19 protein-coding genes are annotated in these 25303 nt (G+C 39.3%); 15 read left to right on the top strand and 4 right to left on the bottom strand.

All coding sequences use genetic code 11. From position 1 onward, the window contains the following. The first annotated feature begins 101 nt into the window (after positions 1-101). The 3 genes from KH364_RS01590 to KH364_RS01580 all read left to right on the top strand — a co-directional run bounded on the left by KH364_RS01590 (position 102) and on the right by KH364_RS01580 (position 7355). Complete coding sequence (locus KH364_RS01590; RefSeq protein ID WP_273298154.1) at positions 102-1532, top strand: aldehyde dehydrogenase family protein; 1431 nt, start codon at positions 102-104, stop codon at positions 1530-1532. An 11-nt stretch (positions 1533-1543) separates the two neighbouring features. Further along, positions 1544-2662, top strand: a complete 1119-nt coding sequence (locus KH364_RS01585) for a 1-propanol dehydrogenase PduQ (protein ID WP_273298152.1) — start codon at positions 1544-1546, stop codon at positions 2660-2662. A gap of 436 nt (positions 2663-3098) precedes the next feature. Continuing rightward, on the top strand, positions 3099-7355 hold the full coding sequence (locus tag KH364_RS01580) for an acyl-CoA dehydratase activase-related protein (protein ID WP_273298150.1): 4257 nt from the start codon (positions 3099-3101) through the stop codon (positions 7353-7355). Between the two features lie 924 nt (positions 7356-8279). Here KH364_RS01580 and KH364_RS01575 read toward each other — a convergent pair. Further along, a complete protein-coding gene (locus KH364_RS01575; protein WP_273298148.1) occupies positions 8280-9467 on the bottom strand; it encodes a multidrug effflux MFS transporter in 1188 nt (395 codons plus the stop codon). Positions 9468-9846: 379 nt separating this feature from the next. Between KH364_RS01575 and KH364_RS01570 the strand changes: the two genes are divergently transcribed. Then, positions 9847-10131 carry a PepSY domain-containing protein gene (locus KH364_RS01570; RefSeq protein ID WP_273298145.1) on the top strand — a complete coding sequence of 95 codons (285 nt, stop codon included), beginning with the start codon at positions 9847-9849 and terminating at the stop codon, positions 10129-10131. A gap of 75 nt (positions 10132-10206) precedes the next feature. On the opposite strand, the gene KH364_RS01565 is transcribed toward KH364_RS01570, so the two are convergent. After that, complete coding sequence (locus KH364_RS01565) at positions 10207-11844, bottom strand: L-lactate permease (protein ID WP_273298143.1); 1638 nt, start codon at positions 11842-11844, stop codon at positions 10207-10209. A 303-nt stretch (positions 11845-12147) separates the two neighbouring features. Further along, on the bottom strand, positions 12148-13287 hold the full coding sequence (locus KH364_RS01560) for an Ldh family oxidoreductase (RefSeq protein ID WP_265137845.1): 1140 nt from the start codon (positions 13285-13287) through the stop codon (positions 12148-12150). A gap of 596 nt (positions 13288-13883) precedes the next feature. Between KH364_RS01560 and KH364_RS01555 the strand changes: the two genes are divergently transcribed. The 6 genes from KH364_RS01555 to KH364_RS01530 all read left to right on the top strand — a co-directional run bounded on the left by KH364_RS01555 (position 13884) and on the right by KH364_RS01530 (position 20851). Next, positions 13884-15887 (top strand): molybdopterin-dependent oxidoreductase, encoded by a 2004-nt coding sequence (locus KH364_RS01555; RefSeq protein WP_273298141.1) that lies wholly within the window; start codon positions 13884-13886, stop codon positions 15885-15887. 131 nt (positions 15888-16018) lie between these two features. Then, positions 16019-17350 (top strand): branched-chain amino acid transport system II carrier protein, encoded by a 1332-nt coding sequence (gene brnQ, locus KH364_RS01550; protein ID WP_009352462.1) that lies wholly within the window; start codon positions 16019-16021, stop codon positions 17348-17350. 136 nt (positions 17351-17486) lie between these two features. Further along, on the top strand, positions 17487-18563 hold the full coding sequence (locus KH364_RS01545; protein ID WP_273298138.1) for an iron-containing alcohol dehydrogenase family protein: 1077 nt from the start codon (positions 17487-17489) through the stop codon (positions 18561-18563). A gap of 223 nt (positions 18564-18786) precedes the next feature. Further along, complete coding sequence (locus KH364_RS01540; RefSeq protein WP_273298137.1) at positions 18787-19023, top strand: DUF1653 domain-containing protein; 237 nt, start codon at positions 18787-18789, stop codon at positions 19021-19023. An 8-nt stretch (positions 19024-19031) separates the two neighbouring features. Beyond that, positions 19032-19808: an HAD family hydrolase gene (locus KH364_RS01535; RefSeq protein ID WP_009352357.1), complete on the top strand. Its 777-nt coding sequence runs from the start codon at positions 19032-19034 to the stop codon at positions 19806-19808. A gap of 137 nt (positions 19809-19945) precedes the next feature. Then, on the top strand, positions 19946-20851 hold the full coding sequence (locus KH364_RS01530; protein WP_273298134.1) for a DUF3829 domain-containing protein: 906 nt from the start codon (positions 19946-19948) through the stop codon (positions 20849-20851). Between the two features lie 70 nt (positions 20852-20921). Here KH364_RS01530 and KH364_RS01525 read toward each other — a convergent pair whose 3' ends face one another. Beyond that, positions 20922-21227 carry a hypothetical protein gene (locus KH364_RS01525; protein WP_009352284.1) on the bottom strand — a complete coding sequence of 102 codons (306 nt, stop codon included), beginning with the start codon at positions 21225-21227 and terminating at the stop codon, positions 20922-20924. A gap of 299 nt (positions 21228-21526) precedes the next feature. Here KH364_RS01525 and KH364_RS01520 point away from each other — a divergent pair, with 299 nt between their 5' ends. From KH364_RS01520 to KH364_RS01500, 5 genes are all read left to right on the top strand, one after another. Beyond that, complete coding sequence (locus KH364_RS01520) at positions 21527-22462, top strand: DUF3829 domain-containing protein (protein WP_273298132.1); 936 nt, start codon at positions 21527-21529, stop codon at positions 22460-22462. A gap of 137 nt (positions 22463-22599) precedes the next feature. Continuing rightward, entirely contained in the window at positions 22600-23232 is a 633-nt protein-coding gene (locus KH364_RS01515) for a hypothetical protein (RefSeq protein ID WP_273298131.1), read from the top strand. A gap of 79 nt (positions 23233-23311) precedes the next feature. Next, positions 23312-24025, top strand: a complete 714-nt coding sequence (locus tag KH364_RS01510) for a hypothetical protein (RefSeq protein ID WP_273298129.1) — start codon at positions 23312-23314, stop codon at positions 24023-24025. Positions 24026-24273: 248 nt separating this feature from the next. Beyond that, positions 24274-24915, top strand: coding sequence for a peptidylprolyl isomerase (locus KH364_RS01505; RefSeq protein ID WP_009352363.1), 642 nt, complete (start codon positions 24274-24276; stop codon positions 24913-24915). A gap of 106 nt (positions 24916-25021) precedes the next feature. Beyond that, a complete protein-coding gene (locus tag KH364_RS01500; RefSeq protein ID WP_273298377.1) occupies positions 25022-25291 on the top strand; it encodes a GIY-YIG nuclease family protein in 270 nt (89 codons plus the stop codon). Positions 25292-25303: the final 12 nt, after the last annotated feature.

The raw sequence follows: 25303 nt of genomic DNA, 5'->3' as shown, positions 1-25303 counted from the left end.
TTAAACCTAGTTATTGTGTCACATCATGAATGTATCACTGATTGTGTACACCTTAAGTCGACATGGACATTGCATCAGCAATGCAACCTATATGGAGGTTCATGATGGAAAACAATACACAGTTGAAAGAAATGATCCGCTCCATGGTTATAGATGTATTACAGGGGCAAAAGCAAGAAACAGCCTCATCGCAATCGGTTAAACAAGTATCTCGCGGTCAAGAACCCGGTGTGTTTGATACGGTAGATGAGGCTATTCGAGCAGCAAAAGAAGCGCAATTGCGTTTTGAAGATTGCACCTTGGCAACTCGTGAGAAGGTAATCGCAGATATTCGTGCTGCTATGCGCCCACGAGTACAAGAGTTGGCTCAAAAAACTGTTGAAGAAACAGGAATGGGCCGCGTTGCGGATAAAGTACTAAAATTAAACCTTACACTAGATAAAACACCAGGTGTAGAAGACCTTGTTACAGAGTGTGAAACTGGTGATAATGGTATGACATTATATGAATTATCACCTTATGGTGTCATCGGTGCGATAACGCCAAGTACGAATCCAGCAGAAACATTAATATGTAATTCCATCGGTATGCTGGCGGCCGGAAATGCTATATTCTTTAGTGTTCATCCAGGCGCCAAGAATTTGAGTCGAGAGCTTGTTAGTGAGCTCAATCAAGTTATTGCTAAATCGATTGGCATTGAAAACCTTATTGTTACACTTCGGGAGCCGTCTATTGAGTCTGCTCAAGAGATGATGTTACATCCAGATGTAAGCTTATTAGTTGTTACTGGTGGCCCTGGAGTAGTAAAACAAGCGCTTCAAAGTGGTAAAAAGGTTATCGGTGCTGGTGCTGGTAATCCGCCAGCTTTTGTAGATGAAACAGCCGATATTAAAAAGGCAGCCCAAGATATCGTTCTCGGTGCTAGCCTAGATAATAATATTCTATGTATCGCTGAAAAGAGCGTCGTGGCCATGCGTCAAATTGAGCCACAACTCGTTCAAGAAATGGTGAAAGTAGGATGTGTCCTCGTTGATAATCAACAAGATATTCAACGGTTGGTGGACTTAACAGTCTTGCCAAATGGGACGCCAAACAAACAGTTTGTAGGTAAAAATGCCAGTGTTATCCTTGATGCGGCTCACATTCCGTACAACGGTGATCCACGGTTAATTATCATGCGGGCTCCAAAAAATCATCCCTTTGCAGTAATTGAAATGTTAATGCCTATTTTACCTGTTGTTACAGTAGATAGCTTTGACGAAGGTCTTGATGTATGTTTGATGTTAGAAGCTGGCTTACATCATACGGCAACGATGCATTCCTTAAATATGGAACGCCTCAATCAGATGGCACGTAAAATGAAAACGTCTATTTTTGTTAAGAATGGTCCATCTTATGCTGGTCTTGGTTTTAGTGGAGAAGGAACAACGACTTTTACTATTGCTACACCAACAGGGGAATCTACTACATCTGCTCGATGCTTTGCTCGTCGCCGTAGATGTTGCTTAACAACGGGCTTTAATATTCGATAGGTGGTGAGCATATGAATCAATGGACATTCCCAACCAAAATTTATGCAGGGGAAGATTCATTACAACGTCTTACAGAATTTAATAACGAATCTATCCTCATCATATGCGATCCATTTTTGAAGGACTCACCAAACCTTACGTATGTGATGAACTTAATGGACAGTAGAAATAAGGTAACTATCTATACAGACGTAGTACCTGATCCGCCCATAACTCACGTAGTAAAAGGCATTGAGTTTATGGAAGGTATTAAACCAACTGTTATCATCGCCATAGGTGGAGGGTCCTGTATCGATATGAGTAAAGGGATAGCCTATTTTGGTCGTAAGATAAAGCATATGGATATCAAATCCTTCATCGCCATTCCTACTACAAGTGGAACAGGCTCTGAAGTAACATCCTTTGCTGTTCTTACAGATAGCGAAACACAGATTAAATATCCTATTGCAGATGATGCGGTATTACCAGATGAAGCTTTATTAACGCCATTATTTGTAAAAACATCGCCTCCCAATGTTACTGCTTTTAGCGGTATGGATGTGCTTGTTCATGCGCTTGAAGCCTATGTGGCAACGGCGGCAAATAATTTTACTGATGCGTTGGCACAGCAAGCAATTGAGCTTGTCTTTGAATACCTACCAAAATGTTATAAGCCAACAGCCACAGACCAAGATCGCATGTCAATGCACGAAGCATCATGCCTTGCAGGACTTTCCTTTAACAAGGCCGGCGTGGGTATCGTTCATGCCATGGCACATCAGTTGGGTGGGCAATTTCATGTACCTCATGGTCTAGCTAATAGTATGCTTTTGCCATATGTAATTGGCTTTAACTGCTCTCGTAATCCAGCGGTAGCGGAGAAGTATGCCCGTTTATCTGCTAAACTTGGCTTTGCAGCCCATAATGTATCAGAGGCTGATAAATTAGCTGCTCTTATAGAGGCTATAGTTACATTGCAACATACATTAGACTGTCCAATGAACCTTACGGCCTTTGGTGTAGATAGATCTACATCAGAATCAAAGCTTGATCTTATGGCAGATAGAGCGTTAGAAGATATGTGCTATAGATTTAATCCATATCCTGCTAACCATGAGGATCTAGTTGGCTTGTATAAAAAAGTGCTGTAAATCCATATAAAACCGATATTAACATAATGTTTTGAAAAGAGACTTTAATGATTTCATTGAAGTCTCTTTTCTGATTTTTATATGACTGTTATCAGTTTATTTAAGTACTGGTAGATACATCTTTTTTTATGTTAAAGTGTTATAATATTCTTTATATCCTATAGGAAATATGACGTTGCAATTCAAAATTAGTTATATTCTTTATAACTCTTTGGAATATAAGAAAACTTAGCTTTTAACTGCTTTTGTTGTATAATATAGGTAGGATATTTAAAAATTTAGATATTTTAGTGAAAGTATAATATCCTCATCTAATTTTTAGTTTTACAAGTTAGGTGTTTAGTACATCGTATATGGTATTTTATGATGTGCTACTTTCACAAAAACGAGTATGATCGCTTAGGTGGTCATACGGTTGTTAAAAAGAGAGGTATTTATGCAGCACATGCTACGCATGGGTATTGACGTGGGGTCTACAACGGTTAAAGTTGTACTATTGGACGAACACGATAATTATTTGTATAAGAAGTACGTACGCCATTATGCGAATATTTTGGACACAGTATATACCTTGCTTCAAGAGGCTCAAGTGGGCCATGAAGATGATCTAGTTCACGTATGTATTACTGGTTCTGGTGGTATGGCGATGGCCGAAAAGGTGCGCATTCCATTCGTACAAGAGGTTATTGCTGAAACGCGAGCTGTAAAAGCGCTCTATCCAGAAACAGATGTTATCATCGAACTTGGTGGTGAGGATGCGAAGGTTACTTACTTAGGCCAAACTGCAGAACACCGTATGAATGGTTCCTGTGCTGGTGGTACAGGTGCTTTCATAGACCAAATGGCGACCTTATTGCAAACTGATGCATCTGGTCTCAACCAATTGGCTATGAATTCTGATACAATTTACCCAATTGCGGCACGTTGTGGCGTGTTTGCAAAAACTGACGTTCAAGCCTTGTTAAATCAAGGGGCATCCCATGAAAACATTGCTAAATCTGTATTCCAAGCTATTGTAAACCAAACGATTGCAGGCCTCGCATGCGGCCATAAAATCGAAGGTAATGTGGCATTCCTTGGCGGTCCGTTGACATTCCTGTCCGAATTGCGCCAATGTTTTTGTGACACATTAGAGCTGGAAGAATCTCAACGCATCATCCCTGAGAATGGTGAATTGTTTATCGCTTTAGGGGCGGCATTGATGAAAGATGAATGCCGTGAGATTACAGTTGGTCAATTGACAAAGGAAATCGGTGCTCTTATCGGTATTCCTATGGAAGCTACAGACCGTGTAGATCCGCTATTTAAAAATGAACAAGAATTAGAAGAATTCCGAGCTCGTCATGCTAAGGCGGTAACGCCAAAGGCGAATATTGAGGATGCTCAAGGTCCTTGTTACCTTGGTATCGATGCTGGTTCCACTACTTTAAAAGTAGTGCTCATCAACAGCAATAAGGAAATTATCTTCTCTCACTATGGTCCTAACCATGGTAAACCATTAGAAAAATCTCGTGAAATTATCGAGCAAATTTACACATTATTGCCTAAAGGTGCATATATTGCACACTCTGGTGTAACTGGCTACGGCGAAGCCTTTCTTAAACGCGCCCTTGGCATCGATATCGGTGAAGTAGAAACGATGGCTCACTATCGTGCGGCCCGCTTCTTCTGCCCTGATGTATCCTTTATCTTGGATATCGGCGGTCAAGATATGAAATGTTGTAAGGTTCGCGATGGCTACATCGAAGATATCGTATTGAATGAAGCTTGCTCCTCTGGTTGCGGTTCCTTCATCGATACCTTCGCATCTGGCTTGCGTATTCCTATCGACCAATTCGCGAAGGAAGGTTTGTTGGCAACCTTGCCAATTGACTTAGGCTCTCGTTGTACCGTATTCATGAATTCTAAGGTTAAGCAAGCCCAAAAAGAAGGGGCTACGGTACAAGATATCGCAGCAGGCCTTGCTTATTCTGTAATTAAAAATGCCCTTTACAAGGTTCTTAAGGTAAAAGATCCTAAAGAATTGGGCGATCATATCGTTGTACAAGGCGGTACATTCTATAATGAATCCGTTTTGCGCGCCTTCGAAAAATTGATGGGCGTAGAAGTAATTCGTCCTGACGTATCCGGCTTGATGGGTGCATACGGTATGGCTCTTCTTGCTGCTGAAACAGCTGAAGAGTTGCAAAAGGGTAATAGTACATTGTTAGATAGCGAAGGGCTCAATTCCTTACAAGTTGCTACGACAATGCGCAATTGCGGACTTTGCTCCAACAACTGTATGCTGACAATCAACGCATTCTCCGATGGTCGTACGTACGTGACGGGCAACCGTTGTGACCGCGGTGCGGGCGGTATGATTCAAGAGGAACGCAAAGCAGTTCCTAACTTGGTGGATGTAAAATTACGCCGATACTTTGATTATTACTTGAAGAAAAATATTCCAGAGTTCGAAGGTAAAATGCGCGTAGGTATTCCGCGCGTCCTCAATATGTATGAGGATTTCCCATTCTGGTTTACATTCTTCAATACCTTGGGCTATGAAGTTATCCTTTCAGAATATACGACAAAGGATCAATACAATAAGGCTATTGATACGATTCCATCCGATACGGCTTGTTATCCTGCAAAGGCCGTGCATGGTCATATTCGGGATTTGGCGAATGCACAGGTAGACTTTATTTGGTATCCTTGTGTGCAACATGGTCCTAAGGAATTTAGCCGTGACAACAACTACCATTGTCCAATGGTTATTTCCTATCCAGAATTAATCAAAAATAACATGCAAGATGTGCTAGGGGATACTCCATTCCATGCGCCATTCTTGCCGTTGGCTGATAAAAAATCTCTTGTTCCTGCCCTTGTGAAAGCATTGGACTTCTTGGATATCAAGAAGAAAGATATTGCTAAGGCCGTAGACCTCGCTTGGGAAGAGCAAGAAAATTGTAAAGCCTCTTACCGTGAAACGACGAAGAAAACTGTTTCTCGCCTTGTGGCAGAACAAATTCCAACCATCGTTTTAGCTGGTCGTCCATATCATTTAGACTCTGGTATAAATCATGGTATTCCTGAGCTCATTACATCCCTTGGTATGGCTGTTCTTACTGAAGATGGTGTAGCACCTCTCGGTAATGATATCAAGCATTTGCGCGTTGTAGACCAATGGTCCTACCATAGTCGTTTATACCGTGCTGCTGAATTCGTAAGCAGAACAGAAGGCTTCCAAATTGTAGAGCTTAACTCCTTTGGTTGTGGTCTCGACTCTATCGTAGCGGATCAGGTAAAAGATATACTTTCAGCAAACCACAAAATCCATACCTTACTCAAAATTGATGAAGGTACAAATCTTGGGGCCGTTACGATTCGTCTTCGCTCCTTACAATCTGTAATGGAACGTAGCTTGCGTCGTCATAATAACCCAGAGGCACCGGAAGAAGTGGTGGTAGAAGAATTACCAACTTACGATTATAATCGTGTGGTGTTCACTGAGGAAATGCGTAAGACCTATAAAATCTTGGTGCCACAAATGTCACCATTACATTTTAGCCTCTTAGAGCCAGTCCTCAAAAACGAAGGTTATGACTTTGAAATGTTGCCAGCACCTACGCGCGATGATATTGAAGTGGGTCTAAAATACATTAATAATGATGCATGTTATCCAGCAATCATCGTTGTAGGTCAGCTCATGGCGGCCTTACTGTCTGGTAAATATGACGTAGAAAAAACAGCAGTTATCATCTCTCAAACAGGTGGTGGCTGTCGTGCGACGAACTATATCGGTTACTTGCGTAAAGCATTGATTGACGCAGGTATGAAACAAGTACCAATCCTATCCCTCAACGCGAGCGATATGGAACGTCAACCAGGCTTTAAGTTGACTAAAGGCTTCTTACATCGCATGATCCAAGCCGTGGTATATGGTGATGCTCTCATGCAATGCGTGTTGGCTACACGCCCATACGAAAAGAACCCTGGCTCTACCGATGCATTATGTAATTACTGGCTTAAAAAGCTGCGTGAAAACATTACATCTGCCAGCCTTCGTCAGTACAATAAGTACATCAAAGAGATTATCCATGACTTTGATAACTTGCCAGTTAACAAAGACGTACAAAAACCTCGCGTTGGCGTCGTAGGGGAAATTTACGTTAAATTCCACCCAAGTGCTAACAACCATATCAATGAACTCATTGAAAAAGAAGGGGGCGAAGTCGTTACATCTGGTTTATTAGACTTCTTCTTGTACTGTGCAATGGATAGCACATACCGTGCAAAACACCTTGATGGCACATGGTTATCTGGTTTCTTCGGTACACTAGCACGTGAAGCCCTTGAACTCTACCGCTTGCCATATGCTAAAGCCGTAGCGGCGTCTAAAAACTTTGATCCTCTACAACGTATGACAGAAGTAGCAAAAGAAGCAGCTCAATTCATCGGCCTTGGTAATCAATGCGGTGAAGGCTGGTTCCTCACAGGCGATATGATCGACCTTATTGAAAAAGGGGCAAAACAAATCGTATGCTTGCAACCATTCGGCTGCTTGCCAAACCACGTAACAGGTAAAGGCATGGTGAAAACACTATCTGCGGCCTACCCAGAAGTGCGCATCGCTGCCATCGACTACGATCCTGGATCCAGTGCAGTAAACCAAGCAAATCGGTTGAAACTATTACTATCGACAATGTTTGAATAAAAGGGTGCTCCGTTATATTTTCAATGGGGCCCGTGACAACTACATAACACTAGTATAGAAAAAACACAGCCCTCTCTTGGCTCAGTACGTCACTACGTTCCGTAAAATCGCTGCAGAGAGGGCTGTGTTCTTTTCTATATACACCCGTTTTGAAGATGTCCCATTGAAAATATAACTAGTGCATAGGGGGACGAGATGGGAGGAAAGTTAGTGAATAAGTAATAAGTGATAAGGTGCTTTACATTTTATAATGGACCCCGAATACAACTACATAATACTAGTATAGAAAAAATACAGCCCTCTCTTGGCTCAGTACGTCACTACGTTCCGTAAAATCGCTGCAGAGAGGGCTGTGTTCTTTTCCCTACAATCAGTTGAGCTGGCGCTTTTCATTATTGTGCTTATGTATATTGGTGTGGATATAAAAGAATAGTGCCAAGTTGATATTAGAATGTAGAATACATATGATTAAACATTTTGTTGATGCTGTTATGTCGTAATGGGACACCTTTATAAAAAATGTTAATAAAAATAGCACCACCTTTTTCGCAGCGATTTTACGGAACGAAGTGACGTACTGAGCAAGAAGAAGGTGGTGCTATTTTTATACTTAAATTTATTCAATTGTAATTGGGCCCCATTACGACTTATTTTTCTCCCTACAATCAGTTGGACAGGTGCTTTCCTTTATTGTGCATAGTGTATTTGTAAAAAAGAATTAGCAGATTTTAATTTAAGCTGTATAGCCCCACAATGGGACGCCTCTACAGGTAGTGTTAATATAAATAAGATACCCCTTTCCGAAGCGATTTTACGAAGCGTAGCGCCGTACTGAGCAAGGAAAGGGGTATCTTATTTATATACTAATATTATTCTGTTGTAGTTGGGCCCCATTGTAGGGCTCACACAAATGTTTAAAAGAGATTATTCTTTCTCTACTAAACCATATAAGAACAATAAGGAAAGCACTGCACATACTAGCATTGTAATCCCCATTGGTATGCCCGTATGATCCCCTCCTATACCAACTAATGGTGATACAATACCTGCCGCAAACATGCTTGCAAAGCCTAGTATGGCAGAGGCGCTACCTGCCATTTTGCCGTATTTAGTCATCGCCATAGAGAAGGAGGCGGAACCGAATAGAGATACTGTACATGCAGTAAAGAATAAAATTGTTGTTACAGGAATAAGAGGCCATTCAAAAATCATGGCTACTAAGAATAGTAAAGAGCCGATTGTAAGTTGCCATAGACTGAATGTAAGTATTTGGCGAGATGTTACGACATTACTTACTCGTCCGCTAATAGCACTGGCTAAGATAATGCCGCAGCTATTGATACCAAAGAGGTAACTAAATTCCTGAGCTGAAAGTTGGAAAATATTTTGGTATACAAAGGATGAACCTGAGATATAGGCAAAGAAAGCGCCGAAAGCAAAGAATTGAATTAAAGATTGTCCTAGGAAACGTTTATCTTTGATCAGTGTAAAGTAGTTCTTTGTAGCAGTAGCAAGGCCGCCAGTAACGCGTTTTTCCTTTGGTAAGCTTTCACGGAAAAGAAGAGAACCTAGCAATAGAATAGCAGAGAATACGGCTAAGATGATAAAAATAACGCGCCATGTGGTGAAGAGTAGTAGTTGGCCGCCTACTAAAGGTGCAATTACAGGTGCGAGGCCATTGACCATCATGAGCAAAGCAAATAGTTTAGTTAGTTCTTGACCAGATGCAAAGTCTCGAGCGATAGCTTTAGATATAACTACCCCTACAGATCCGGTTAAGCCTTGTAGAAATCGACCTAGTAATAGTATTTCGATGCTAGGTGCATAGGCACAAATAATACTAGAAATAACGCATAGTAAGTTACCTACAATAAGTGGCATTTTACGGCCCATTGTGTCACTTATAGGACCACCAAATAATTGACCTAAGGCAACGCCAAAGGTCATAACACCTATGGTCATTTGAATGTTAGATGCTGTTGTATTGAGTTCACCAGGCATAATTGGTAATGCTGGCAAATAAAGGTCTGTTGCGAGCGGTGTGATTGCCGTTAATAGACCGAGAAAAACTACCATGATAAAGGAAACCTTGGCAGAACTTTCTTGTGTCATAGAAACCTCCTGTACTTAAAATAGGGAATAAAAAAGTCTGCGAATCGCACTTCGCAGACTGCATTTAATTTTTTCTATTTAACAAGAAGTATTGTAACACGATTGATATATAAATTCTATAGATTTTTTTGTAAAAGTTTTTTCTAATAATTAGAGTATAAACTAATAACGTGATTTACAAGAATTATAAAATTATATATTAAACTTTTTTGTGTATGAAAACGTAGTTGCATAGAATTAGGCAAATCTCTATAGAATGTGATATCAAAACTTTGGGTTTGATACATCTGATTTTATAGATTAAAATAAAGACATAGATTAAATCTAAAAATATCAATGTAATTTATTATTTATCGTTTATCGTATATAGGAGTTTAGTATGAACAAATTTGTAAAAACTTTAGTATTGGCAGCAGTATCTGTTGTTGGTACTGCAACATTCACATCTGTAGAGGCTATTAGCTCTGACGAGGCTGTGCAAAGCGCATTGGCTCGTGTTCCAGGTGCAACTATTGCAAATGTAACTGAGTTTAATCGTGACTATGATCATGGTCGTTTAGAGTATGAAGGCGAAATTCATTACAATGGTTATGAATATGACTTTGAAATCGATGCAGATACTGGTACTTTCACTAAATGGGAAGTAGAACGTAAACATTACTAAGATTTGAAAAGTAAATCATAAAAAAGAACAGCTCATTTCTGAGCTGTTCTTTTGGTTTACCTTATTAGCAATATCTTAGAAGAAGATAGCATGGATTTGGTGGATGAAATGTTGACCGAAGAAGGAGATGCAACCATGCATTACGATGAATATGATGAAGTATTTGAATGCAGTATTCATAATAACGCTTGCTTCGATTTCATGCTCTAATTTATGAGCTTCATCAGCACTAACTTCTTTGTGGTTTTCGAGGTATGCTTTCAAAGCAGGACCTACGGCACCAATAGAAATCGCGATGGATTGTGGAGACAACATTTTACCGATACCAGCTGCACCGGAGTTAACAGCTGCTAACCAGAAGCCAAGGTCTTCCCAGTTTGTAGGATCTAAGCCTTGAGCTGCTGCGATTTGAAGTGGACCAAACAATACGTTGGAGTTTGTACCGGAACCAGTCAAGAAGGCACCCAACGCACCTACGATAGGAGCGAATAGTGGGTACAAGGAACCTGTACCAGCAACCATTGCTTTCGCAATGTCTGCAGTCATACCAGAGTATGTCATCAATTTAGCTGTCATAACAACTGTGATGATTGTAAGGTATGTGAACTTCAAGTTTTTAACTGTGCTACCCAATGTACCGAAGATTTCGCCAGCTTTTGCTTTTTGGATGAAACCACCAACAATACCAGCAATGAAAATCATGATACCAGGAGTTGCAATCCATACGAATGTGTAAGGTTTTGCACCAGGACCTTGATAAATCGGTACAGATGTTTTAATGGACGCAAGAGGACCATTGATTGCAGGGAACAATTTAGAAGTTAATAACAATAATACGAAGATCAAGATGAATGGCATAGCCGCTACAAGACCTTCACCACCGGAAACTTTTGGAGCTTCACCAGTTTGTTTAACTGCGTATTCAGGATCATTAGGAGGCATGATTTTTGCACAACCAATGATAACTGCCATAATAATAATGGATGCAGAAATTACGGATAATTCAGGACCCATTACTGCGTTGATTATAGTTTCAGGAACAGCTAATGCTAAACCGGAAAGTAATGTAACAAGGAATACACCTTTTAACGCTTTAATACCGCCACCGATGATCATAACAACGAAGAATGGAGCGATAAGGTTAAGCAAGAATAATTGTACGGAAATGAATGTACCTAAATGGCTTGGATCTAGGCTTGTCAAGGATGCCAATGTAGTAGTTGGAATACCGATAGAGCCGAATGTAGTTGGTACGGAGTTTGCAACGAGACATGCAATGATAGATTTTAGTGGGTCGAAACCTACGGCAACCATCATAGCAGCTGGAATTGCAACGGCAGTACCAAAGCCAGCCATACCTTCCATGAAGGCACCAAAGCCCCATGCAAGTAACAATGCAAGTACACGAGTATCAGATGTTACAGAAGAAAGCATTGTTTTAATCGTTTCCATTGCTTTCGTGTATACTACCAAGTTATAAACAAAGATAGCAGCTGTAATAACTAATAGGATTGGCCAGATTGCCAAAGCAGCACCTTCAAGGGCACCAGTGACCATAATAAATGGGTCAGATTGGAATGCTGTAATAGCGATGATGAAAGAACCGATTGCCGCAACACTTGTTGCTTGCCATGCTGGTAATTTCAAGATGGATAACGCTACAATCAACCAAATGATTGGAGATAGCGCTAATAGAACGGTGATAGCACTCATTTCTAAGATCATCCTTTCAAGAAAAATAAAAATATATGCTCAACAGGACGATGTAGTTTAATCAAATAAATTGATGAGTAAATCGCTATTGTATTAAGTTGTAAAAGTTCAGTTAAAATGTAAAGTTACAATAAAATAACAGATATACTTATCGCAAAAATTGATGTAGTAATTAAAAATTTTTAACCTCATAAGTTATGAGGTTAGAAATATAAGAGAGGGGACATAAACAGTGTTTATGTCCCCTTCTTTACCGACTACATGTCCATGTTAGGGCCTTTGTAAGGTCTTAGGTATTAGGTATTAGTAGTTACCTTTGAACATTGTAGCAGGAGCTTCTGGTACATAATCGCCGAAGTAGGATTTGAAGTCTAGACCTAATTCGTTGCAAAGATCTTGAACTTCTAGCATTGTACCGTTAAGTACAGGGATGCCTTCAGCTTTAACTTTTTCAACGGATTCATGTTCTTTTTCACCATGAGTGTAGATGCGGTCTTGACCAGCAGCTTTAGGAGCTTCACGTAATTCTTGTAAGAATTGGGAGAAGTGTTTTTTGATTTCAGCTGGGTCGCCGAAGAATTCAGGGTTGATAGCCATGAAGCCGTGGCAGATGTTGGATTTACCACCAATCATACATTTGTTGGAAGTACCACCTTGAGACAAGATGGAGGAGAATAATTCAGCAATCATGCCGTTACCATAACCTTTGTGGCCGCCAAGAACTTCTGTAGCACCACCTAAAGGAAGGATACCGCCGCCTTCATGACGGGAGATGTTGCCCAATACTTCAGCTGCATCAGTGGAAGGAACGCCGTCTTTATTAACAGCCCAGCCATCTGGAGTAGCTTTGCCCATTTTGTTGTACATTTCAAGTTTACCACGAGTTACTACTGTAGTGGAGCAATCGAAGAAGAAGTCAACAGGATCAGCAGGTACAGTCCAAGCGATAGGGTTGGAACCAAGCATAGCTTGACGAGCGTATGTAGGAACCATGATTGCTTCGGAGTTTGTACAAGAGAAACCGATTAAGCCTTGGTCGGATGCCATTTTAGCATAGTAACCAGCGATACCATAGTGGTTGGAGTTACGTACGGATACGATACCAACACCGGATTTTTTAGCTTTTTCGATAGCCATTTCCATAGCCATGTGGCCCAAGATTTGGCCCATGCCATCATGACCGTCGATAACTGCGGAGATTGGAGTTTCTTTTACGATTTCAGGTTTTGCGTCGATTTTGATCAAGCCATTAGTAATACCTTTATGGTAACGAACCATACGTTGCATACCATGGCTTTGAATACCGAACAAGTCGGAAGTCAAAAGTACGTCTTGAATGATGTCAGCTTCTTTTTCGGAGAAACCGAATTTTTGGAAAGCGTCCATGCTCAATTTTTTTAGTGTTTCATAAGGGAATAACACAGTGTTTTTTGCGTCTGCCATCGTTAAAACCTCTTTTCAGAAAATATGTACCTGATATAGCAACTACATTCTAAAAGAATCATGAAATTAATATGACTCTAAGGGTAGTTCTATATCCTCTCAAATGACAATGTCAGTATAGCACAGAAATTTGTGAGATTGAATAGTCTTGCACTCTGAATGACATTACTAAATACGCATACGTACGGGTGATTTAAATCACATATTCTATAGTGTATAAGTGAAAAAGCCGATTATACCTTAAACTACATGGTTATGACTTTTAGTCATTATTGCATGATTTTTTTATAGATTAATAGTATTTTTATAGGCCTTATTAGTATAACTGTTCAGCTTTCTAGAAAGAATGATAATGGATAGACATCGATAAAACTTGAAATGTTAAGGCTTATATATTAAAATAATTGATGAGGTCATAAATTGAATGTGATAACTGAATGTATTGATATACAGAAAATCCTTTGCTTTCATGTTTTCTTTAAAATTAAAAGGTGTGCAAAAGGTTACACATATACAAGTCATACTGTAATATAATATAAATATACATCCTATAGTTTATCCTATAGTTTATATAATTTATAAGCGAGGTGCTTATCTTGAAAGAATATAAGTCTGTTTGTCCTTATGATTGCCCAGACGCATGTGGGCTAATTGTAAGTGTTGAAAATAATAAGGTGGTATCTGTGCGCGGTAATAAGGATCATGCTTTTACCCGTGGCACATTATGTCCTAAAATGGTGCACTACGAAAAGGTTATCCATTCTCCATTGCGTTTAGAATACCCTATGAGGCGCATTGGTAAAAAAGGTGTTGGTGAAGACCAATATGTACGTATTAGCTGGGATGAGGCGCTAGATACAATAGTAAATAATTTCAAGCACACTATAGATTCTTATGGTAGTGAAAGTATTTTACGTTATTCTTACGCCGGAACAATGGGTGTTATTCAAAGCCCCGCCGCAGATTATTTCTTTCGTCGTATAGGTGCTACCGATCAAGATAGAGGAATTTGCTCGCCTGCAAAACAAGCGGGGTTTCGCTCTGTTTACGGTGATACGTTGGCTGTTAAACCGCAAGAGGCACAGCATAGTGATTTAATTGTGTTATGGGGCATTAATGCAACAGCTACAGACGTTCATATCTTACATGATGTAAATATTGCTAAAAAGAATGGGGCTCAAGTTTGGATTATTGATACCCATAAAACATATACCTTTAGTCAGGCTCATGAACAGCTTATTGTGAAACCCGGTAGCGATGGGGCGCTAGCATTAGGTATGCTTCATATCATTCATCGTGATGGCTTAGCAGATTTAGAATTTATTAATCAACATGTACAAGGGTATGATCAGCTGGTAGAACAAACGTTAATTGACTTCACGCCAGAGAAAGCGTCTGAAATATGTGGTGTTTCTGTAAAGCGCATGACTGAGTTTGCTCATGCTTATGCTAAAGCTAAGGCTCCATTTATTCGTCTTGGTAGCGGGTTGTCTCGCTACGGCAATGGCGCTATGACTTGTCGTGCTATTAATGCTTTGCCGGCTGTTGTGGGAGCGTGGCAGCACCTTGGTGGTGGTCTCTTATCAAGTGCTAGTGGTAGTAAATTCGTCGGTAAAGATGTGATGCAACAGGCTCATGTCCATGCGCCAGCTACACGATTGATGCCGATGATTAAACTTGGTGAAATGCTTATAAATCCTGAAGGAACTAAAGTTCATAGTTTATATATCTTCTCTTCAAATCCTGCTATCACAGCGCCTGACCAGAATGTTGTACGTAGAGGCTTAATGCGAGATGACTTATTCACTGTGGTACATGAGCGTTTCTTTACGGATACTTGTAAGTATGCTGATATTATTTTGCCTGCCACAACATCTGTAGAGCATGATGATATTTACAATTCTTATGGTCACTATACGATTGGCACGGGCTATAAATTGATTGATCCCATCGGTGAATCTCGCTCCAATTGGCAAGTCATTGCAGAATTAGCGAAGCGAATGGGATTGGTAGATGAGTTCTTTAATCTTAGCGAGCGAGAACTGATAGACCAAATTGTGCGCACCTCTAATCGTATATCTAAAGAAGACCAAGATACGATTCTTAGTGGTGAACCTGTAGAGATGGTTGTGCCTGAAAATTATAAGATGGACTTTAAAACACCATCTGGCAAAATTGAGCTTTATAATCCTCACGATGTAGAGCCCCTCATTCGATATATGTTGCCATATGGTGATAATGCGCCGTTCTGGCTTATCAATGGTAACGATATTCGCATTTTGGATTCAAGCTTTTGCGAGTTAGACTTTGATGACCCAGAATTGATGAAGCTTCGTATCCATCCTGAAGATGCAAAATTATATGACATTGCTAATGGTGATGAAGTAGAAATTTATAATAACCGTGGCAGCGTAAAAATAAAAGCGTATTATGATGATGAGGTGCAACAGGGCACATTAGTCACTCTTGGTGTATGGTGGCAATCACAATCTAGTGACACTGAAGTCGCTATCAATGCACTTATGGCAGATCGCCCTACAGATCAAGGTTGGGGCAGTACTTTTTATGATGTACAAGTTGATATAAGAAAACTTTCCTAGTTAAGTCTCTTTACTTATGGGAATGACACTATACCGATATAGAATAGTAAGAATATTTTTCTTGCATACCTAAACCCCTTTGGATTATAATAGTAACATTATTTTTATATAACCTAAAGGGGGTTACATTTATGAATGGTAACGACAATTTGTCGACCCGTGCCTATTTGGCCATAGGCATGATGTTATTCGCCCTATTCTTTGGGGCAGGGAATTTGATCTTCCCAGCGGCCTTAGGTCAACAAGCTGGTAGTAATGTAGGTTGGGCTTTGCTCGGCTTCGTATTAACAGGTGTAGGCCTTCCACTTTTAGGTGTTGCAGCGATGGGTTATTCCTCCTGTAAAGACGTTGAAGAACTTGCAAGCCGTGTTCATCCGATTTATGGCTTGTTGTACACAATTTCTCTTTACTTGAGTATTGGTCCAATGTTTGCGACGCCACGTACTGGTACTGTAGCATATGAAATTGCAATTAAACCTTTCACAGAAGGTTTAAGCATGAATATGGAACCAATTTTCTTGGCATTATTCTTTGGTGTTTCTTTGTGGTTATCCATTAGCCCACAAAAGCTTGTTAATCGTATCGGTAATATTTTGACACCAGCATTACTACTTGTAATTCTGTTGTTAATTATCAAATCCTTTATAACTCCGCTAGGCGGCTATGCAGTGCCACAACCTACTTATGGTGATGCACCTACAGCTGTGTTGCAAGGTTTCTTGGACGGTTATAATACGATGGATGCGTTGGCTTCCGTAGTATTTGCTATTCTTGTAATTGACTTTGTTCGTCTTAGCGGTGCTACATCTCGTGCGGTTATTACAAAAACCGTAATGGAAGTAGGCGCTATTGCAGTAGCTCTTCTTGGTATTGTTTATGTATTTATCGCTAACATTGGTGCTACTAGTGTTGAACGCTTTGGTTTGTTTGATACAGGTGCTCCTGTGTTGTCCGTAAGTGCTAACTACTTGTTCGGTGATTTCGGTCAAATTATCTTGGCTATCATCGTTCTTCTAGCTTGCTTGTCTACGAGTATCGGTCTTATCACTTCTTGCGGTACATACTTCCACAAGTTGACACCGAAGATTAGCTATAAATTATATGTAGTAATCTTCTCCGTAGCAGCATTTGGTCTTAGCATGTTCGGTTTGAAAACAATCATCAGTGCAGCGATTCCAGTGTTGATGCTCTTGTATCCGTTAACGATTGTAATCATCTTGTTGGCGCTTTTTCACAATGTGTTCGGTGGCCGTCGTTGCGTATACGCATGGACAATGGCTTTCACAATGATTTCTGCTCTTATGACTGGTCTTGAAACGGCAGGTATTGCACCTGCTACATTGGAACAGCTCTTTACTCAATACATTCCATTCCAGGCTGCTGGCATGGGCTGGGTGAGCTTTGCAGTATTAGGCTTCGTTGTAGGTCTTATCCATAAAGGTCTTGTGTCCGAAAATAAATAATAATATTAAAGGTTCTATGCTTTCATCTTTTTTGAAAGTATAGAACCTTTTTTTGCGGCATAAAAGTTGTCATATGAAATTGCTTTTATAGGTAGGAGTTTTTATAATACATATATAGTATATAAAGGAGATTTTTATGCGTAACACTCATTGTTTACCAAGTTATAGTTTTGGCGGTCACGATGTATTTGACGCCATTCCACATTTTACAAAATTATACGGCCATACAGTAGCCATCATAGGTGGTGAAACAGCACTATCTAAGGCTATGCCACATATTCAGCCCGTACTAGATAAGGCGGGGATTAACGTATTAGATGTTGTTCCCTTTGGTGGTGAATGTACTTTTGCGCGAGGCAAGGAAATTGCTGCTATGGATTCTGTGAAAGATGCAGATTTTCTCTTTGCTGTCGGTGGTGGCAAGGCTATTGATACGGTGAAAGTAGTAGCTGTAGAGCTAGACGATAAACCATTCTTTACCATTCCTACCATTGCATCTACTTGTGCGGCTACATCTGAAGCAGCCGCCGTATATACGGCAGATCATAATTTTGATGGCATTGCCTTTGTAAATCATCCGCCCGTACATTGCTTTATTGATGCAGATATTTTAGTAGAGGCACCGAGCCGTTACTTATGGGCTGGCATGGGGGACACTATCGCCAAGCATTATGAAACATTGATGTCTGCACGTAATCGTGAGCAAGTGTACAATACACAATTAGGTCTTGTTTTATCCTCTATGTGTAGTGAACCGATTTTGGAACATGGCTTACAGGCCTATAAGGATAATGAGCAGAAACATCGTAGCGAAGCCTTTGATTTGATGGTTATGACCGTAATCTTTACGACGGGTATCGTGTCTGGCTGTATGCCTGGCGATTATAACAGTATCATTGCACATGCTATTTGCTATGGCTGTGCTACGAATGAAGAAACAGAAAAGAATCATTTGCACGGTGAAATGGTGGCTTATGGTTTGTTAATTCTCTTTATTGTAGATAAACAATTAGATGAGTTAAACCGCTGGTTGCCTATATATCGTGAAATCGGTTGGCCTACGAAGCTTTCACAAATGGGACTCGATGAATCCTATATACCACAAATCGTGGAGAAAGCCGTATCTGTTCGCGATGTTGTGGTATCACCGTACGAGATTACTACTGACATGTTGGCAGAGGCCATTCGTTATATGGAAACTATAGAATGTTAATTACTAGATTATCGTGAATTTACCCTTTAATAGTTATATAATAATAGTTAGAGTATTTTACGTTTTTAATATCCCTTTAAGTTTGTAACTCATTGTTTTATGATTAATTCGGGGATATATTTTATCTATATTGTAAGGTAATGATATGTTGATAATGGATATATAGATACATTAAGTCTGGTAAAACTAACTACTATTTTAGATTGATATAAAGAGGTTGTTCATGAGTGATATTGTAAAAGGTGGTTTGTATCGCCATTTTAAGGGTATGTATTATTACGTATTAGACGTAGCAACTCATTCGGAAACGGGTGAGAAATTTGTAGTATATCAAAAGCTCTATGATGATCGCGATATGTACATACGTCCATTAGAGATGTTTATTAGCGATGTGGATCGGGAAAAATATCCTGACGTAGAGCAAAAAGAGCGGTTTAAGTTGATGAGTGGACGTGACTAGGAGGGCCTGTGGAGCAGAAGTTTTTCTTTTTCGATATTGATAACACCCTAGCTGTATGGCCTGAAGGTAAAATTCCTGATAGTGCTCAATACTGCTTGGATGAATTAAAGCGACGTGGTCATCGCGTAGCCTTAGCGACGGGACGCATCCAAGTAGATGCTAAACGCTTTGCGGAGCAAGCAGGACTTACTGATTTTGTAGCGGATGGTGGTCATAGTATTACTGTCAATAATGAATTGGTGTCCATGATTGGTATGGATCGCGATGCGTGTATTAAATATTTAGAGTACTTAGAGTCTCATAATATTCCTTGGGCTGTTACGGACCGCAATAAATTAGGTCGCATTACACCGTACAAGGAAATCTTGGAGTGGAATCCAAATTGGGATGTATTTAAAACGACCGTAGATCCTGATTTTGACTTTCATAGTGTTGAAGAGTTTTATAAGATTTATGTATTCTTTAAAGAAGGGGAAGAAGAGGAGAAAGATATTGAACATATGACGCACAAGCTGATTCGCTATGGCGACGGCTGTGTTTTGTATGAACCAATGGAAAAGGCCTTAGGTATTCGCAATATGCTTGAGCACTTTGGCATGAAACCAAATCAAGCTGTTGTGTTTGGCGATGGCTATAATGATTTGTCCATGTTTAGACCTGAATGGCTTAATATTGCCATGGGGAATGCGCGCCCTGAATTAAAAGCAAAAGCGGACTATATTACTACAGACTGTGATAAGGACGGCATTTATAATGCGTGTAAACATTTTAAGTGGATCGACTGATGTATAGTTAATTCCCTTAATTAAAGTGAGATTTACATAAATGTTTAATTAAAGTAGCTGTAGCTACGAAATTAGTGTGGCATAATTAGTATAATGCATTTAGTTCTATACTTGTGTGTAAATAGGAGAGAGAAGTCATGAACAACAAACGTAGATTATATTCCACTGTACTTTGTGTAGCCGCTTTGACTGCAGGCTTATTTGTATCTGGTTGCGGTAGCGATAAAGCGGGCGGCATTGGTTCCGTAGTATCCTCCGTAGTTGATGGTGGTGATGAAAAAGCTGCTGCAAAGCTTAATACACTTATCGATGCAACTAACCGCTTCAACAGTGACAATGCATCATTTGCTCAATTCCAAGCAGAAGGTTTGGCTAAATTAAAAGGTGGTTTTGCAGAAGGTGCTATTACTAACCAACCTCACTTTGACAGACTACAAGCAGATTTAGAAAAAGCTAAAAAAGAAGGTTCTACATTTAAAGAAGTTGATGCAGAGCGCGACAATGTATTGAACATTCTTAATGAATTAGTGCCGGTATATAAAGATTTGACTGCTTATGATGACTCTAAAGCTTACATGAACGATGGGGGCGCTAAAGGTAAAGAACTTGCTGCTAAATACGTAGCAGCAGTAGAAAAATTCGATGCTGCTTATGCGAAGTTCAACGAAACTCTAAATAAAGTTAATGCGGAACAAAGCAAAAAACAAATCGAAAAATTGAAAAAAGACGGTAAAAAAGGTTATGCGGCAGCAATGGAATCTACGCTTCGCTTAACTGAGCTTGTGGATAAATTGGAAAAAGCTCCTCAAAATGCTGATAAAGCAGCTGTAGAAAAAGAACTTTCCGAAATCGAAGCATTGCTTAAGAGCATAAACAACGACCGTGGTCAAGTGCTTGCTGATCGTTACAATTCCGTAGTCGGTGATGTACGTCAAGTGCTAGCTGATCCAAGCGACAACAACCTTAACAACATGATTGAAGGTTTCAATGGTTATATTGATACGTATAACAGCACAACTCCAGACCAATTCGACGCTAAATAATCAAATAGCTAACGAGTGCGTAAGGGTAAAAAAACAGAGCTCCTTTGGGAGCTCTGTTTTTTTGTTAATTCTATTTTAAATCGCTTACATCGTAACCGCGTTGGATCATGTTTTGGCGAACTTCTTCCATCATAGGTGTACGGAATTTCAACCAGTACATAATAGCGCCAGGAATGCCACTAAAGAGTAGGAAAATAACAAAATACATTGTTTTTACTGCATTAAATGTATTACGTAGTACCTTTTCTGTAGTTTGTTCACGACGTAGAGAACGACGCATAATGGCACGAACCATTAAGATTAAGAAGAATGTAAAAATACAACTAAAAATGGTGTAGAAAAAAATAAAGGTCAAGAGTGATAAAATATCGTCCATAGTTTCTCTCCTTTAACAATAACTATAGCAGCATAATGATTACAATAATAAAGTATTCTCTCTCATATGTGGCTGCATAAAATAAGTACATAACGAATTATATACATTGTTTTGAGAGTTGCAGTCAAGTATATTGGATATAATTTGCAAAATTGGAATATTATCATATTAAAAATATGTTTATTTGCATTTTTTGCATGGAGATGTAATGAAATTCACCCTTAATTCATGGGAAAACGTTTTATAAGTTGGTATAATAAAAGATGATTATACTGTTATGTTTGTATAGGAGAATGATTATGAGCTCTAAACGTAAGTTAATTTCCACCTTAATGTGTGTAGGTGCTTTAACAGCAGGTTTATTCGTTTCTGGTTGCGGCAGTGATAAGGCAGCTGATAAAGTGTCCTCTGCAGTATCTTCTGTTACAGACTCTAAGTCTGACGAAAAACTAAATAAGGCATTTGATGAACTGATTAAGACAACAAATGAATTTAATGGCAATAACGTAACTTGGGGTCAACAACATGCTGAAAACCTTGCTAAATTGAAAGCTGGTTACGATGAGTATGCTATTAATACTCAACCTAAATTTGAAAGCTTACAAAATGGTTTGAAGAAAAGTAAAGAAATAGGCAATACATACAAAGAAGTTGATACTGAGCGCGACAATGTATTAGCTGTATTGGATGAACTAATGCCTGTTTATAAAGAACTTAAATCCTATACTGATTCTAAAGCATATCTAAACGATGGTAAGGCTAAAGGTAATGAGCTAGCAGCTAAATACGTAGCAGCTGTAGAGAAATTCAATGCTGCCTATGATAAGCTAGGTGAAGTTATAAATACAACAAACAAAGAAAAAAATAAAAAGAAAATGGAACAAATGAAGAAAGATGGTTACAAAAACTATGCTGCCGTTATGGAAGCAACTCTTCGTTTGACTGAATTAGTTGAAAAAGTACAAGCAACGTACACTAACCCTGATAAAGCTGCTATCGAAAAAGAAATTGGCGAAATTCAAGCGTTGCTTAATGGTATAGACACAAAAGACTCCCATAAAGAATCTTTAGTTCGTAACTTCAATGATACTGTTGGTGCTATTCGTCAAGTAATGGTTGATCCTAATGATAAATACCAAGATCGTAACCTTAATCGTATGATTCAACAATATAATAGTTACATTGATTCTTATAACCGCACTAAACCAGATGATTTGGACGGTAAGAAAAAATAATATCGCTTTTATAAGAGAGCCTCTCGTTTTACGTGAGACTCTCTTTATAGTATGAAGTATACGGCTTAATGGCAGTACATACTTCTCCATAATTATGATTTGTAAAATAAAAACTAATTTGTATATGAGGAGAGCCAATGAAACGGTTCGTAAAATTATTTGGTATTTTTACGTTATTAATGTCTTTGTTGCTCATTACCGGTTGCGGTAGATATCAAGCTTTTAAATCCGTGTTAGATGAAATTATTTATAAAGGCACTACCTATGTAGATAATCCTACCGATGCTAGTGTTACTTTCACATTGGATGGTACAAGTTATACTGTGGATGCCCATAGCGTGAAGGAAATCGACTTGAAAGAGGGCTCTCATACATTGGTTACACCGAAAGGCGAAACAAAAACCTTTACGGTTTCTCAATATGATATGAAGTCCATTTTGAATCCCACGGAAACGACATATGCTATTTGGTATGTTCAATATGGGGAAGGCAAGGTTGGTAATGTTCAACATGGTGAAGTAACCACATCTATTGGGAATGATGTATATGTAGGTCCTATGACGACGCATTCTGATATCTATATCGCTCGTCGAGGGAAATATCCATTCCGTTATGGTCTTGATGAGCCTTTTGAGGAAGTGGTCTATGTCAATGAACGGGATCCTAATGAGAAGGGGAATCCCGATGCATTGGTATTTGGGAAAATTTATCGCCCAATGGAATTTAAAGAAGCGTATCCTAAATTATATAAAGAGTATTTAGGTGAATAAGCTGTTTAAATAAGTAGTTTATTTATTATCTATTTGTATGTTATGAGTACAATTATTTTTGTGTGTTAAGGAGATAATTATGAATAAGAAGTTGTGGTCTCGTTGCTTGATGGCCGGTGTATTATCTATGAGTTTATTCGTTGTAGCTGGCTGTGGTGAGTCTAAAGAGGATAAACAGGCTAGATTTGAAAAGGCACAGCAAGAGGCGTTGGCACAGGATCGTTCCAATAATGTAGCTCTTACAGATAAAATATCTAAAGCAGATACTTGGAAAACTGCTATTAATAAATTGAAAGAACGAGGCGAATTAAAAACTGCCCCAATTCAAGTCTCTGGGGACATGACTTTTGATCAAAAGGCCTTTAAGATTGACGTAGTAAAACCAGGGACTACTGAGTTGTTACGTTACCAATATGATCTTGAAAAGCAAACTTGGTCTGATGGCGCGCCTGTTGAAGTAGTTGGTCCAGGCAAGAACGATATTGCTCAGACATTCTACTCCATCGACAATCTAAATCCAGATATGATGGCAACTGTTATTGAAAGCTTCAAAAAAGAAGGTCAATCCAATCCTGAGTTGAAAGATACTTATACAGGTTTCATTACAAAAGCCGGTATGGGTTGGGGGCCGAAAAGCCAAAAATTCCTCTACTTTGTAAATCAAATTGACTCTGAGGGCGGCGGCTTGGAAAGCGACAAAATCATTGAAGCTACTTATGATGAAACTGGCAAGGCTATCAAGTTAAAGGTAAAACCTAAAGGTAGTAAAGAACGCAAAAATCTTATTAAATAAATATTGAATGTATGTTGCTTCGCTATGTATTGAAATGCTCTATTAATTAAGCGTGTTATTAATCTATATGGTAGAGATATTGTATAGGGCAAAATATTCTAGTAAAATTTAATGATTTTTTAGAATATTTTGGCTTTCAATACGAGTGTAATATGATATACTAAAAAAGAGCCGCTCACGGGTTGAGCGGCTTTTCTATGTGAATTTTACATACATGTTAGTATAGATGATACATTTTTGGGGGAACTATGAACTGGAAACGCTTGGCTTTATGCGCACTGTTAGGGATTACAATGCTTGGTACAGCAGCATGTGGTACAAAAAGTGGGGAACAACCACAAGGGAATACTGTAAAAGCAGAAACGGTAGCTATGCCTAACTTCTCTAACGCGCCAATTGCTGATGAATACGCTATTTTTGATACAAATTATGGTCAATTCAAAGTTCGATTGTTAGGCTCTAAAGCACCTATTACAGTAAAAAACTTTGATTACCTAGTGAAAAAAGGCTTCTATAACGGTGTTACATTCCACCGCGTTATCGAAGGCTTTATGATTCAAGGCGGGGATCCAGATGGCACAGGTGCTGGCGGTCCAGGCTATACAATTCCTGATGAATTCTCTAATGACTTGCATTTCAACAAAATGGGCGTTCTTGCCATGGCTAACCGTGGTCCGAACACTGGGGGCTCCCAATTCTTCATTACCTTAGGTCCTACAGATTGGCTAGATAATAAACACACTATCTTTGGCACTGTAGTACAAGGTATGGATGTAGTTGAAAAAATCGGCAAAGTAAAAACTGGCCGCAACGATAAGCCTGTAGAACCAGTAATCATTAATACCATTACATTGGAACCAATTACTGATGATGCGAAAAATGGCAAATAAGAAGAGTACTACTCAAGGGTCTAGTTCTTGTGAAAGTTCATCTCCACAAGCCTTACAAGGATCTGTCTTGGATTGTGAATCAATCTTGCAGGACGGGACTGGTGAAATGAAGGGATCTGATGAGTTGCACTATATATATTTGGTGCGTTGTGCGGATGATTCCTTGTACTGTGGATGGACTACAGATCTTGAGCGCCGTATTGATGCGCACAATGGACATATTCCAGGTGGTGCCAAGTATACGAGGGGCCGGCGCCCTGTGACCTTGGTGTATGCTGAAAGCTTTCACCATAAACATGAGGCTCAACGTAGGGAATATGCCATTAAACAGATGACTAAGACTAAGAAGTTGAGGCTCATTAAGGGTGCAAAATAGTCCTTAATTATG

The organism is Veillonella sp. oral taxon 158, from assembly GCF_018376515.1.
Lineage (GTDB): Bacteria > Bacillota > Negativicutes > Veillonellales > Veillonellaceae > Veillonella > Veillonella rogosae.
Note: the sequence above shows the minus strand (reverse complement) of the source record. Positions and strands in the feature narration are given on the sequence as shown.

Bases quoted from the DNA above. Each gene is read 5' to 3' on its own strand.
- KH364_RS01525 (WP_009352284.1), bottom strand. From the start codon at position 21,227: ATGGACGATATTTTATCACTCTTGACCTTTATTTTTTTCTACACCATT.
- KH364_RS01500 (WP_273298377.1), top strand. From the start codon at position 25,022: ATGAAGGGATCTGATGAGTTGCACTATATATATTTGGTGCGTTGTGCG.
- KH364_RS01560 (WP_265137845.1), bottom strand. From the start codon at position 13,287: ATGGCAGACGCAAAAAACACTGTGTTATTCCCTTATGAAACACTAAAA.
- KH364_RS01510 (WP_273298129.1), top strand. From the start codon at position 23,312: ATGAATAAGAAGTTGTGGTCTCGTTGCTTGATGGCCGGTGTATTATCT.
- KH364_RS01590 (WP_273298154.1), top strand. From the start codon at position 102: ATGATGGAAAACAATACACAGTTGAAAGAAATGATCCGCTCCATGGTT.
- brnQ (WP_009352462.1), top strand. From the start codon at position 16,019: ATGAATGGTAACGACAATTTGTCGACCCGTGCCTATTTGGCCATAGGC.
- KH364_RS01515 (WP_273298131.1), top strand. From the start codon at position 22,600: ATGAAACGGTTCGTAAAATTATTTGGTATTTTTACGTTATTAATGTCT.
- KH364_RS01520 (WP_273298132.1), top strand. From the start codon at position 21,527: ATGAGCTCTAAACGTAAGTTAATTTCCACCTTAATGTGTGTAGGTGCT.
- KH364_RS01505 (WP_009352363.1), top strand. From the start codon at position 24,274: ATGAACTGGAAACGCTTGGCTTTATGCGCACTGTTAGGGATTACAATG.
- KH364_RS01575 (WP_273298148.1), bottom strand. From the start codon at position 9,467: ATGACACAAGAAAGTTCTGCCAAGGTTTCCTTTATCATGGTAGTTTTT.
- KH364_RS01565 (WP_273298143.1), bottom strand. From the start codon at position 11,844: ATGAGTGCTATCACCGTTCTATTAGCGCTATCTCCAATCATTTGGTTG.
- KH364_RS01540 (WP_273298137.1), top strand. From the start codon at position 18,787: ATGAGTGATATTGTAAAAGGTGGTTTGTATCGCCATTTTAAGGGTATG.
- KH364_RS01580 (WP_273298150.1), top strand. From the start codon at position 3,099: ATGCAGCACATGCTACGCATGGGTATTGACGTGGGGTCTACAACGGTT.
- KH364_RS01585 (WP_273298152.1), top strand. From the start codon at position 1,544: ATGAATCAATGGACATTCCCAACCAAAATTTATGCAGGGGAAGATTCA.
- KH364_RS01530 (WP_273298134.1), top strand. From the start codon at position 19,946: ATGAACAACAAACGTAGATTATATTCCACTGTACTTTGTGTAGCCGCT.
- KH364_RS01545 (WP_273298138.1), top strand. From the start codon at position 17,487: ATGCGTAACACTCATTGTTTACCAAGTTATAGTTTTGGCGGTCACGAT.
- KH364_RS01570 (WP_273298145.1), top strand. From the start codon at position 9,847: ATGAACAAATTTGTAAAAACTTTAGTATTGGCAGCAGTATCTGTTGTT.